The organism is Flavobacterium sp. CLA17 (assembly GCF_013112255.2).
In the GTDB taxonomy this organism is placed as follows: domain Bacteria; phylum Bacteroidota; class Bacteroidia; order Flavobacteriales; family Flavobacteriaceae; genus Flavobacterium; species Flavobacterium circumlabens.
The window spans coordinates 3,601,184-3,614,259 of the sequence record NZ_CP068294.1; the positions used below are offsets into that span (position 1 = coordinate 3,601,184).

Annotated in this window: 13 protein-coding genes; 9 read left to right on the forward strand and 4 right to left on the reverse strand. The window is 36.6% G+C overall.

What is annotated here, in order from left to right:
- Position 1: 1 nt before the first annotated feature.
- The 4 genes from HAV12_RS14750 to HAV12_RS14765 form a co-directional block, all read right to left on the reverse strand.
- Positions 2 to 823 carry an SDR family NAD(P)-dependent oxidoreductase gene (locus HAV12_RS14750; RefSeq protein ID WP_171570333.1) on the reverse strand — a complete coding sequence of 274 codons (822 nt, stop codon included), beginning with the start codon at positions 821 to 823 and terminating at the stop codon, positions 2 to 4.
- A gap of 74 nt (positions 824 to 897) precedes the next feature.
- On the reverse strand, positions 898 to 1,476 hold the full coding sequence (locus HAV12_RS14755; protein WP_171570334.1) for a TetR/AcrR family transcriptional regulator: 579 nt from the start codon (positions 1,474 to 1,476) through the stop codon (positions 898 to 900).
- A gap of 315 nt (positions 1,477 to 1,791) precedes the next feature.
- The gene (locus HAV12_RS14760) at positions 1,792 to 3,252 is read right to left on the reverse strand and encodes a glycosyltransferase (protein ID WP_171570335.1); all 1,461 of its coding nucleotides are present in this window, start codon (positions 3,250 to 3,252) and stop codon (positions 1,792 to 1,794) included.
- 387 nt (positions 3,253 to 3,639) lie between these two features.
- The gene (locus HAV12_RS14765; protein ID WP_132033894.1) at positions 3,640 to 4,074 is read right to left on the reverse strand and encodes a PepSY-like domain-containing protein; all 435 of its coding nucleotides are present in this window, start codon (positions 4,072 to 4,074) and stop codon (positions 3,640 to 3,642) included.
- Positions 4,075 to 4,361: 287 nt separating this feature from the next.
- Between HAV12_RS14765 and hmpA the strand changes: the two genes are divergently transcribed.
- From hmpA to HAV12_RS14810, 9 genes are all read left to right on the forward strand, one after another.
- The gene (gene hmpA / locus HAV12_RS14770; protein ID WP_171570336.1) at positions 4,362 to 5,573 is read left to right on the forward strand and encodes an NO-inducible flavohemoprotein; all 1,212 of its coding nucleotides are present in this window, start codon (positions 4,362 to 4,364) and stop codon (positions 5,571 to 5,573) included.
- A 322-nt stretch (positions 5,574 to 5,895) separates the two neighbouring features.
- Positions 5,896 to 6,549, forward strand: coding sequence for a hypothetical protein (locus HAV12_RS14775; RefSeq protein ID WP_171570337.1), 654 nt, complete (start codon positions 5,896 to 5,898; stop codon positions 6,547 to 6,549).
- Between the two features lie 471 nt (positions 6,550 to 7,020).
- Positions 7,021 to 8,694, forward strand: coding sequence for a circadian clock protein KaiC (gene kaiC / locus HAV12_RS14780; protein ID WP_171570338.1), 1,674 nt, complete (start codon positions 7,021 to 7,023; stop codon positions 8,692 to 8,694).
- 7 nt (positions 8,695 to 8,701) lie between these two features.
- Positions 8,702 to 8,998 (forward strand): circadian clock KaiB family protein, encoded by a 297-nt coding sequence (locus HAV12_RS14785; protein ID WP_132033886.1) that lies wholly within the window; start codon positions 8,702 to 8,704, stop codon positions 8,996 to 8,998.
- The gene (locus HAV12_RS14790) at positions 8,998 to 9,297 is read left to right on the forward strand and encodes a circadian clock KaiB family protein (protein WP_171570339.1); all 300 of its coding nucleotides are present in this window, start codon (positions 8,998 to 9,000) and stop codon (positions 9,295 to 9,297) included. The genes HAV12_RS14785 and HAV12_RS14790 overlap by 1 nt, the downstream gene beginning before the upstream one ends.
- Positions 9,290 to 10,555 (forward strand): ATP-binding protein, encoded by a 1,266-nt coding sequence (locus HAV12_RS14795; RefSeq protein ID WP_240345169.1) that lies wholly within the window; start codon positions 9,290 to 9,292, stop codon positions 10,553 to 10,555. The genes HAV12_RS14790 and HAV12_RS14795 overlap by 8 nt, the downstream gene beginning before the upstream one ends.
- A gap of 6 nt (positions 10,556 to 10,561) precedes the next feature.
- Positions 10,562 to 10,963 (forward strand): response regulator, encoded by a 402-nt coding sequence (locus HAV12_RS14800; RefSeq protein ID WP_132033880.1) that lies wholly within the window; start codon positions 10,562 to 10,564, stop codon positions 10,961 to 10,963.
- Between the two features lie 5 nt (positions 10,964 to 10,968).
- On the forward strand, positions 10,969 to 11,841 hold the full coding sequence (locus HAV12_RS14805; RefSeq protein WP_171570340.1) for an AraC family transcriptional regulator: 873 nt from the start codon (positions 10,969 to 10,971) through the stop codon (positions 11,839 to 11,841).
- 77 nt (positions 11,842 to 11,918) lie between these two features.
- Complete coding sequence (locus tag HAV12_RS14810) at positions 11,919 to 12,968, forward strand: alpha/beta hydrolase (RefSeq protein WP_197984809.1); 1,050 nt, start codon at positions 11,919 to 11,921, stop codon at positions 12,966 to 12,968.
- The last annotated feature ends 108 nt before the right edge of the window (positions 12,969 to 13,076 follow it).

The following is a 13,076-nucleotide window of genomic DNA, read 5'->3' on the forward strand; positions in this document are numbered from 1 at the left end:
ATTATGCTCCGTGTGCTTCCTCAGAAACGCTTTTCCATTCCTCGAAACTTGCCAGACGCTCTTCGTATACTTTTTTAACGGCCGGATAAGCAAATGAACCCAGTAACAATCGTAAAGGAGGTTCAGTAGCATCTGTTAATTTTAGGATAACAGCAGCCGTAGCCTCCGGTTTACCAAAAATTCCGGGAGTAGCAGTAGCTTCACTAAAAGCTTGTTTAACCGGATCGTATATAGACATGCTTTTGGTTTGAACTGCAGATTCCCCGGACCAGTCTGTGGTATAACCATTAGGTTCTACTAAGGAAACATTGATTCCAAAACCTTTTACTTCTGTAGCAAGCGTTTCGCTAAACCCTTCTACTGCAAATTTAGAAGCATTGTAAAGTCCCAAGACAGGCAGTGTGATCAGTCCTAAGAAACTGGATACCTGAATAATATGGCCGCTTTTTTGTTCACGCATAATAGGTAATACTGCTTGTGATAACCAAAGTACTCCAAAGAAGTTGGTTTCCATTTGCTTTCTTGCTTCTTCTTCTGATGTTTCTTCAATGGTGCCAAATAAACCGTATCCGGCATTGTTGATCAGGACATCAATTCTTCCAAAATGTTCTTTCGCTTTGTTTACGGCTTCAAAAGAAGCTTTGCGGTCATTGACGTCCAGTTGAAGCGGCAGTACGAGATCTCCATATGTATCTTTTAATTCCTGTAAGGCTTCAATACTTCTTCCGGTTGCCACTACACGGTCACCACGCTTTAAAAATGCTTCTGCCCAGATTTTTCCAAATCCTCTTGTGGCTCCTGTTATAAAAATTACTTTCGACATTGTTATTATATTTAATTATTAAGTTTATATTAAAAAAGACTGATCGGTCTAAAAATTAGCAAAAAAAAATTTGGTCACAGGACATAACTTTTAAATTCCTTTTTTATACTGTCCAAAACAAGTATCATCTGTTGATTCCCCACTAATTTCCCGCATAAAATGGCACCTTCGACCATTGCAAAAACTTTGATGCTAAACTGTTCCGGATCTAATTCTTCTGATAATTCCTTATTTTTTATGCCTTCTTCTGCTATCGTAAAGAATCTTTTCTGAGCAGAAAACACCGCTTTTCTGACCAGTTCTTTCATGCCTGGATTTGTATCATCGGCCTCAGTACCAAAATTCAATATCGGACAGCCTTCCATCATGCTTTTGTCATTCTGATACACGTCTAATAAATTAAAGAGCTTTGTTTCAGCAGATTTGCCTTTAGAAACAGCTAAATCTAATTTATTTGCCAATTGTGATCTTAGATAGGCAAACGCCTCCATGCAGATTTCTTCTTTGCTTTCGAAGTTACCATAGATGCCTCCTTTTGCTAATTTTGTAGCTTGCATAATATCAGTAAGGGAAGTTCCGGCCATTCCTTTTTTGTTGATTATGGGTGCCGATGCTTCAATAATAAATTGTCTTGTTCTTTCTGCTTTGCTCATGATCTTTTCCTTTTGACGGTACAAATATAGACCGTTCGGTCTTAAACGCAATTAATTTTAACTTTTTATTTTTAAATGAATGGTGTTTTTGTTCATCAGAATTAAAATAAAACTCTCTTTCGTCCGTATTTGCAAGCATTCACAGCTCAGCTATGAACTTCGGAATATTTTATTTGGAGATCACAAAAAAGCAGAAAATAGCTAAAATGAAATTATTAATGAAGTAAAATAATTCCATACAAACAAAAAAGCTTCTATTCATTCGAACAGAAGCTTTTTGCACCAATTAATCTCTATTGATTCAGAATTACAATTTTATTTTTTATCGGATAATCCGCGGGTTAACCAACCTCTTTTATTTGCAGTTACGATGGCGTACGGAGTAATCCAGAATAAGCTGAAAGTATAAAAGATACTATAGGAATACGCCCAAAACGAATCTGCCAGATTGTATCTTTTGGCATAAAACAGAACCGGGAAAGTAGATACTACTAGTATACTTAATAAGGTTGAGCTTAAGAATAATAACGGGTGCATTGCTACAAAAATCAACATGAAAATGAGGAACGGATAGGCTAAAATGATTTTTAAAGATTGGTTGATAAACAAAAGTCTTGCACCAAATTTAGATTCTTTTCTAAAATCCTTAAAAACATATTGTGCCATCATCAGGTTTTCACGGACATTACTCCTGCTCCATCTGATAAACATTTTATACAAACCTGTGTATTCTTCAGGAACATTGGTAAGGACATAAGCATTTTTCTGAAACAACACATGAAGTCCCTGTTTCAGGATCATATTGGTCATGGCACGGTCTTCACCAATGTCTGATGGCTGTCCCATAAAGGTTTGGTTGATCCATTCCGGAAGACAGTTCATTACGGCATCTCTGCGGTACGCTGCTGCTGCACCCGGAGTACAAAGTACAGAGCCTAACATACTTTCGGCAGAACGCATGAATTCAAAACTCATTACAAAACTTACGTTTAACATTTTAGGAAGTAATGCCTTTTTATTGTTCAAAACCTGAACATTTCCTGCCACTGCCCCACATTTTTCGTTTACTACAAAAGGACTTACCAGATTTCTCAAAGTATCCTTTTTTACAATGGAATCACTGTCTACCGTTACAAAAATTTCTCCTGTACCCAATTCAAATCCACGGTAAAGTGCGTGACGTTTACCTCCGTTTTCAGGCTGTTGGAAAATAGTCAGACGATCTCCCAATTTGATTTTTGCCTGTTGCATCCAGTACCAGGTATCATCTTTACTACCATCATCAATGGCAAGAATCTGTAATTTTTGCTCCGGAAAATCGCTGTTCGCCAAACTTAATAAGGTATCCCAAACCAGCTTCCCTTCATTGTACGCTGGCACTATCACCGTACAGGTTGGTAATAAATCATCGCTAACCGATTCAATTGGTTTGTAACGCAAATAAAGAAATAAATTATAGGCAAACACACCGCTTTGGAAAACGAACAAAGCAATAGCTAAAATCAGAAAAGGGAATCCCCAGGAAGAATTGATTCTTTCTATATGAAACTGATCAAAGTCAGGCTGGAATTGATACACCATAAAAGCTCCAGTCAACATCAGGGCAAAAGTGCTTATCAGTACGATTAATCCCAATGGACTTGAAGTTGTTTCTTTGTTTCTGGTTGATGTTGTACTATTAATACGAAAAATGGAACTGCTTATAGAATGTCCGTTATTATTTGTATTGTCGCTTGTAGTATAAAATTGATCTGAAATAATTGTTTCACTTTTCATATTGCACTTCTGTTGATTTGTATGATATGGCTTTTATAATTTTCCCGTAAACAGGAATTCACATTTACACATTTAGCAATGCATGTGCCATTATGCTATAAAATACATTTTGAGGGATTTACGATAATTCAACAGAATTTAAAGTGTATAAAGTTTATACACTTGTACAATGTTTATACAGGTTTTGTGTGTATTCAGAATCTAAATTTGCTGGTAAATAAAGCTGCTTTGAAGTATTACATCTTTGTTTATTTCCTTTTGAAAAGTACTCAAATGGGATTGGAATTTCCTAAATACTAACGACAAAAAAAAGGAAATAGTATCTGACTATTTCCTTTTTCATATTTCGTTTTTTACTTTTTTACTTTTTTTCAATTTCCCGACAATTTAATCTTTCTCCCCTTTTATAAATTTTCCTTCTTTAGTAAATTCGAGATCAATTTTGTTGGTTAAATCTACATCCAGGTCTTTATGTCCGTAATCGATGTGGGTAATTTTTTCGTTCGGATAGTTTTTTGCCACGTACTCTTTAACAGATGCCGGAATAAATGCAGTCGGAATCGGTTTGTCACCGCCATCTACTTCCCGGTACGAACCATCTTTCCAGAATTCTACTTCTGTTCCGTCTTTCAGTTTAACCTCGTATCCTTTTTCGCCGTGTTCGGCGTCTTTTTTAGCAATGTCTATAGTTGTCTTACTAAAATGTTCTTTCAGAAAATCCTGCGCCGGCTGTGGCAGCTCTGTAACTGCGATTTTCTTTTGTGCGTTGGCCGATATTGCAAAACCCAGCAATACTGCGGCAAATGTGATTCTCATTTTCATGGGTTGTCTGTTTTAAAATTATTGTTTTACTAATTTACAACAGAAGAAAATATTTACAAACCAATTTAAGAAACCTTTATAATTTTATAAAATACTCATTTACAAAATATTAATAAATTATTACAATTATAAATCTGCTGGTATACATCTCCTGAATCTTATTTTTCCAATTTTATGATTTGAGTCATAAAATGAAGTTTTAGTCCTGTGCTACATTTGCGAATGAAAATTCTAAAGCGCTTTACCATTTTACAAATCAATATTTAAACCTAATCCGAATAGCACAAATGAATACATATCAAAAAGAGCTTATCAAAGCTACCATTCCAATATTAAGAGAAAGCGGTGAAGACCTGACCCATTATTTTTATGCCCGAATGTTTACTGCACAGCCCGAATTGCGCAATATGTTTAATATGGGCAATCAGGCCAACGGAAGACAAAAATCGGCTTTGGCCAATGCAGTCCTCGCGTATGCCGAAAACATCGAAGATCCCTCTGTTTTAATCGGTGTTCTAAAAGGAATCGGAACCAAACACAGAAGCCTGAACATTCAGCCGGAACACTATAAAATCGTGGGTACCCATCTGATTGCTTCTATCGGTGAAGTTGTGGGAGAAGCCGCAACTCCCGAAATCCTTGATGCCTGGACCGTTGCTTTTTATCAGCTCGCTCAAATCATGATTGATCTTGAAAAAGGACTCTATGAGGAAAATGCAGCGAAACCCGGAAGCTGGACCGGCTGGAGAAAATTTGTAATCAAAAAAATAGTACCCGAATCAAGCGAAATCAAATCATTTTATCTTTATCCGGAAGACGGAAAAGAAATTGCCGATTTTCAGGCCGGTCAGTTCATCAGTGTTCAGGTTTTTGTGCCCGAACTGGATCTTTTACAACCCAGACAATACAGTTTATCCAGTGCTTTTAATCCGGAATATTACAGGATTTCGGTAAAAAAAGAGAGCGGACTGGCACCGAATCCCTTCGGCTTAGTTTCGAATGCGTTACATGCAAAAGCAGAAGGGGATGTTATTTCTATTTCAGCTCCTGCGGGACTGTTTCATCTAGAAAAAGATTCGCAAAATCCGTTGGTTCTGATCAGTGGCGGTGTTGGACTTACGCCCATGCTAAGTATGCTGGAAACAAATCTGATGTCATTTCAAAATAAAAAAACAATCTGGATTCACGGTTGTAGAAATGAATCGGTTCACGCTTTTAAAAATCAGATTAATGAAATCAAAAAAGAGGCGAAACACCTGGAAACTTTTACTTTTTATGATACCATCGAAACAGACGACGAAACTTCAAATCAGATCATCAAAGGCCGGGTAGATCTTCATAAATGTAAGGAAGCCATTTTACTGGAAGAAGCTAAATTTTATATCTGCGGTCCGGAAATGTTTATAAAAACACAATACGAGACACTCCTTAGCCTGAATGTCAGTAAGGAGAATATTTTCTATGAAGAATTTGGACCTCAGTTAATTAATTTGAATTAAAGTGAAAGTTACCGGATTATACCACAGCAAACATCGGACTCGATTGCTGCAAAATTGGACCACTACTTTTTTTATTACTTTTACATTAGCCAGCATCAATTGTGGAGATTCCTCTAATTTCTTCTTTTTCTGGATGCGGTCCTGGCTTGTTGCAGGTCTAATTTCGAATGTGTTTTCATTCTTTATATTTAAAGACAAAAAATAAACGCGAAGAGCCTTCCTTATATTGGGAAGGTTTTTTATGTTTTTACAACGACCGAATGTTTATTCCGGTAACTTTATTGATATTTGTATTTCAACGTCTTTTTACTTTAAAAAACAAATGAACAAAACAATTTTAGTGGTCGCGATTATAAGTACAATAGTCTTTTTTATGATACGGCAAATGGTCTATAAACCATATATGTGGAAAAAAGCAATTCATACCGAAGCACACAAACTGCAGTTGGGAAGTTTTATTTTTAGCAAACAAAGAGGTTCTAATGGAAGCCAGAGTTTCGAAAACAAATATTTTGTTTTTAAAGTAATTGAAATCAACGGCGATTTTGTGCGGCTTTCCGTCATTAGAAAATTATCTGAAAAAGGAACTATTTCTCAGGGCGATTTTTCGACCACTTCAAGTCATTATAAAACATTAAAAGAAAATATAACAAATCTGCTCATCACTCCAATTCAGCAAGAGGATCTGTACAAAGGCGACGGTCCCCGTTATGAGCTGAATAATTATTTGCTTCAGCAATATCCAAATTTAAAAAAGTCCCGATATTATTATGAAGATATCCCGGAAGAAAATAAAAATAAACCCCTACCCGCAAACGCAATGGAACTGAATATGTATTTCAGTCTGGTGTATTCTAAAAAGGAAATCATTGAAAACCAAAAACTGACTCCCTGGATTATGAACAACAGCCTGAAAAATGAGCCTGAAATTGCTAACGGGCTTTCACAGAAAATAGATTTAATTCTAAATAAGTGATTTTTTATTCTTACCGGAAACGCCCTTAACCAGGGCCTTCTTTAATTCTCGAATATTCTCCGATTGTAGCCTTGAACAGAACATATGCCTTATCAAAAGTAAAAAGCAAAAGGAAGCAATTGCTGAAGCCGAAAAACTCAATCTCACCAATAATCATTTTTATTATTCCCTGCTCGGAAATCTATACACTGGCTTTGATAATAAGAAGGCTTTACATCAATTTGAAACTGCTCTGGACTTAGCTAAAACGATGGCCGACAAAAATGTGATCCGTAAAAATATGAAAAGATTGCGATCAAAAAACTGATTAAATATTCCCTTATTTTTCGCTATTTCAGCCGTAATAGTATGCAATTATGATTTTCTCTTTTACGTTGCGAATTTATTTAAACAGCTGTTAAAACTTTAATAAATAGGAATGTTAAATTCTGTAAGAAAACGTATATTTGAGTAAACAGAATATTTTATAGCGTGCAAAAAGAATCAAAATCAAATCGTTTTATATTTCCAAAAACTCCGACAGGAGTAGATGGTCTGGATGAAGTTACAGATGGAGGGTTTCCAAAAGGGCGACCAACTTTAGTCTGTGGCGGAGCCGGCTGCGGAAAGACATTGTTATCTATGCAATTCCTTATTAAAGGTATTACAGAATATAATGAGCCAGGGGTTTTCATGTCTTTTGAAGAACCCTCAAATGACCTTACTCTAAATGTCAAATCACTGGGTTTTGACCTTGAAAAGCTAAAAGCCGACAAGAAACTCGTAGTCGATTATGTAAGAGTAGAAAGATCTGAAATAGAAGAAGCAGGTGAATACGATCTTGATGGTTTATTCATCAGATTAGGTCATGCCATAGACTCCATAAAAGCCACACGGGTTGTATTGGATACTATTGAGTCCCTATTTGCCGGTTTGGATAATCAGGCGATACTGAGAGCTGAACTTCGCAGACTATTTCATTGGCTTAAGACCAAAGGAGTGACAGCCATTATTACAGGAGAGCGCGGTGAAGCAATGCTTACGCGACAAGGATTGGAAGAATATGTTTCAGATTGTGTAATCGTGCTGGATCACCGTGTTATCGAACAGGTTTCTACCCGAAGACTTAGAATTGTAAAATACAGAGGGTCGACACATGGTACCAATGAATATCCGTTCCTTATTGATGCAGATGGAATTTCAGTCCTTCCCATTACCTCATTAAGACTGGACAACGAAGTTTCTTCAGAGATAGTTTCTACCGGAGTTCCCGGATTGAATACTATGTTTGAAGGTGGAGGTTTTTTCCGTGGCAGCAATATATTAGTATCCGGAACAGCCGGTACCGCCAAAACAACCATTGCCTGCTATTTTGCCGCAGAACAATGCGAAAAAAAGGAGAAAACACTCTATTTTGCTTTTGAGGAATCACCGCAGCAATTGGTTCGAAATATGAAATCAATAGGGGTTAATCTGGAGAAATACATTAAGAATGGTACTTTGCAAATACACTCTTCACGTCCTTCGCTTAATGGGCTTGAACTGCATTTGCTTACCCTTAGAAAATTGATCCGGGAATTTAAGCCAACTACCATTATTATCGACCCTATTAGTAATCTGACTTTAGTAGGCAGTGAACACGAAGTCCGCTCCATGCTGGTACGATTGATAGACATGCTGAAGATCAATAATATTACAGCTCTTTTTACTTCCCTGAATAAACAAACTGATAATTTAAGACCGGATCTTGCAGAAGAGTCCGTATCATCTTTGGTAGATACCTGGATAACAGTGCGTGATATGGAAGGAATCGGCGAAAGAAACCGAGGGCTTTTTATTGTAAAATCACGAGGAATGGGACATTCCAATCAGGTACGTGAATTTATTATCACAAGCAACGGAATTGGATTACTCGATGTAGAATTGGGACCACAGGGAGTTTTAACCGGAACGGCAAGAAAATCACATCAGATTAAAAAAACATTATCGGATATTAAGCTTCAAAACGAAATCGATCGCAAAGACAGAGAAATTGCGCGTAAACGCAGAGTTCTTGAAGCCAATATAGAAGCTCTTAAAAATGAATTCGAATCTGCTGAGGAAGAATTAAGTATTCTAAAAGCAACAGAAGAATTACAGGAAAAGCTGGCTTCTAAAAAAAAATAGAGATCATATGAAAAAGGAAGTAGCCGAATGGCAATTACTGCTTTATATAGCAGGACAAACGCCAAAGTCAATAAAAGCACTCGAAAATATAAAAAAATATGCCGAAGTACATCTGGCTGGAAAATACAGTATTGAAATTATAGATCTGCTTAAAAGTCCGCAATTGGCTGAAGGCGATCAAATCTTAGCAGTACCTACCTTAGTTAGAAAATTTCCGGAACCTATTCGTAAAATCATTGGTGATCTTTCCAATGAAGAAAGAGTACTTGTCGGACTTAATATTAAACCTGTAATCTCTTACTAATGGATGATCCCTCTGACGGCACAAGTACAACCCAACATAAATTTATGCTTTTTGTTTCGGGTATGTCTGTAAAATCAGGACATGCCATAGAAAACCTTCGTAAAATCTGTGATAAATATTTGACAGATAATTACGAACTGGAAATTATAGATATCAGCCGTGATACAGAACAGGCTGTAATTCATCAAATTGTAGCAATACCTACATTAATAAGAACAGATCCTGCACCGCACAGAATTATCCTTGGAGATCTATCCGATAGAGAAAAGGTGTTACGGATACTAAATATCAGTGAATAATTTGGAGTATAACAATAAAAATATCGAATCTTTATTAAAAGAAATAGCCTCATTAAAAGAAGAACTGTATGAAGCCAATAGCATTGTCGATGCCATAAAACAAGGAGATGTTGATGCATTAGTAGTAAATAACAACGGAGTTCCCCAGCTTTATTCGCTGGAAACCGCTGATTACACTTTCAGACTTTTAATTGAGAAATTTGGACAGGGCGCACTGAGTATTGCTAAAAATGGACTCGTATTATACTGCAATGATTATTTTGCCAAGCTTGTAGGCCTGCCTTCCGAAAAAATAATTGGAAACTATCTCTATGAATATTTCGAAAATCCGGAAAACTTTACCGCATTGATAGAAGCCGTGAAATATGGTGTTACCACACACGAAATTGTGTTTAAAACCCAGAATGAGAAACATGTTTTCCCGGCTTATATTGCCTTAACTGATTTTGAACCGTCTGTACAGGGAATTGGAATTGTGATTACCGATTTGACAGAAAAGAAAAAACATGAAAAAGCATTAATAGACCACCAAAAGGAACTGGAAGAAAAAATTCATGAATTGAACAGGATCAACAGCAATCTGGAAGAATTTATTCATGTAATTTCACACGATCTTAAAGAGCCGCTTCGAAAAATCGTCATGCACAATACAAAAATTGACGGAAGTTATCTTTCAGAAATGGATGCTAAATCCATGAATGTCATGAAATTATCTGCATTACGGCTCAATTCACTTGTAGATGATTTAGTACGTTATTCGTCCCACACCGCACAGGAAGAACGTATGGAAATAAATCTGGCACAGGTTATTGCTGAGGTCAAAGAGGATTTAGAAATAATAATCACCGACAGGAATGCAACTATTGAAATTGGAAAGCTCCCCTTGATTAAGGCTTCAAGAGTACAAATGCGCCAGCTTTTTTCTAATCTTATTTCAAATGCTATTAAATACAGCAAAAAAGAAATCCCGCCCCTTATTCAAATTTCACAAATAGAAAATTTTAAATCTGAAATCTCGAATCAATCCACTAAATTTGTAAAAATTCAAATCAAAGACAACGGCATTGGAATGGAGCAAAACCATCTTATAAAAATTTTTACTATTTTTCAGCGTCTTCATGCCAAAACCGAATATTCCGGAAATGGTATTGGTCTGGCAATTTGTAAAAAAATCATGGAAAACCATTCAGGAAATATTACTGTTGAAAGTGAATTGAACAATGGAACCACTTTTAATCTTTTTTTTCCAATAGTATAAACGCCGATGCTAAATAACTTACATATTGTTATTGCCGAAGACGACAGCGATGATGCTGACGTAATGCAGGAGACTTTTAATAAAAACCCGAACTTTGGTAAAGTAAGTCTGGTGAGCAATGGTGAAGAGCTGCTGAATTACCTCAAAAACACTTCCAATCCCATTCCGGATGTTATTCTGACCGATATCAACATGCCAATACTGGATGGTATTGAAGCTTTGCAGCGGATTTTGAATGATACTGATTTAAAAACTATTCCCTGTTTTGTCTATTCTACCAGTATAAATCCGGCCTACAAAGAAAAATGTGATGTACTGGGCGTAAAAGCCTATCTGATCAAACCGTATTCCTTTGAAGCTTTTGAAGAGATTCCAAAAAACATCCTTACTATTATAGAACAGGAATAATCGCAATGAACAATCCTAAAATTTTCGAATCCAATTATAAAAAACTGGGCTTTAAAGTGCTCAGCACGGATTCTATGGAGGAAATAAATGGCGATTATTACAAACCGTACATTAAAGTCCTCTATCTACCCGAAGATTATGCGGTAACCATAGATTTTAAACGGTACAAAACCAGCACGCCTTCCCTGTTTTTCATTAATAGCAATCAATACCTGCAAATTGAAAAAGAGGGAAAAGAGCCCGGTTATTTTATGTATTACAATCGTGATTTTTATTGCGTACAAATTCACGATGCCGAAGTAGCCTGTGACGGTCTGTTGTTTAATAATATTTTCGAAATGCCAATGACAGCCTTACCTGACAAGGAAGTCTTTTTTGTGGAAGGAATTTTTAATCAGATTCAGGAAGAATTTGACACTCCGGATGCTTCACAGGAAGAAATGATCCGGACGTATCTGAAACAGCTTATTATAAAAGCAACCCGAATCTGGAAGGTACAGCAATTAGGTATTCTGAATACTGAACCTTCCAGGGAAATGGATTTCTTTCGGGATTTTAGCCGTCTGGTCGAAATTCACTTCAGGACCAAACATACGGTAGCAGACTATGCTGATATTCTTGGCGTAGCTCCAAAAACACTATCCAATAAATTCAATCGTCTGGAACTAACCCAGCCCAACGATATTATTAAAGACCGGATTATACTGGAAGCAAAAAGGCTTTTAGGGTATTCATCATTAAGTGTAAAAGAAATTGCCTATCAACTCGGATATGAAGATCCGGCTTACTTCAACAGGCTTTTTACCAATAAAGTTGGCGACACACCTTCAAATTTCAGGAAAAAATACCTTCAAGGGAAAAATGTACAATTAGAATAGACTTTTGTCTATTTTAAGCGCCTTACTACCACCATATCTTTGTCCTATCAAATTATAACTGATAAAACATAAAAGATATGAAAACTATTAAATTATTACCACAAGGTTTATTTATTGCAGCATTGTTTATGGCAAACACAATGGCTACAGCACAAGAAAGACAATTTAAAGGAGAAAATGACCCGCAGGTTTTTACAGAAGTCCGTTCGTTTTTAAAAGTTTTAAATTCAGGTGACGGAAAACCATTAGAACAATTAAGTGTTTCTGATGCCAGAAATGTTTTGGTTGGCGCTCAAAAATCGGTAGAAGTTGATTATTCAGGCATTGATGAATCGGAGAAAGTGATTTCACAAAACGGCCTGAAAGTAAAAATTCACATTACAAAACCTAAAGGAGCCAAAGCAAATGCTCCGGTATTTATCTTCATTCACGGTGGCGGCTGGGTATTAGGTGATTATCCTACCCATAGAAGATTAGTAAGGGATTTAGTAGTTGCAAGTGGTGCCGTAGCCGTATTTCCGGACTATACTCCATCTCCCGAAGCACAATATCCTGTAGCCATTAATGAAATTTACGCCGCCACACAATGGGTAGCCGAAAACGGAAAAGAAATTGGTGTTGATGGTAAAAACCTTGCCGTAGCAGGAAACAGTGTTGGTGGAAATATGACTGCCGCTATTACGCTAATGGCCAAAGACAAAAAAGGACCCCATATTAAACTTCAGGTTTTATTATGGCCCGTAACCGATGCTAATTTTGAAACTGAATCTTATAATTCTTTTGCAAACGGCAGATTCTTAACCAAAAATATGATGAAATGGTTCTGGGACAATTATTTACCGGATACCAGCAAAAGAAAAGAAATATATGCTTCTCCGTTACAGGCCAGTTTGGCTCAACTGAAAGACTTACCTCCTGCACTGGTACAAACCGCAGAAAATGATGTTTTGAGAGACGAAGGCGAAGCTTATGCAAGAAAACTAAACGAAGCCGGAGTTCCGGTAACACTAACAAGATACTCCGGATTAATTCACGATTACGGGCTTCTAAATCCAATTGCGAATGTGCCTGCCGTACAAACTGCGATTGAACAAGCTGGTGTAGTGATCAAAACTACCTTGAAATAAGTAACACAAAAATTAAGAATCTCAAAAAGGGGAATAGTTTTAAAACTATTCCCCTTTTCTTTAATGTGGAAAAAGACCGTATTTAAAGGATTTACACTCCATAAATCA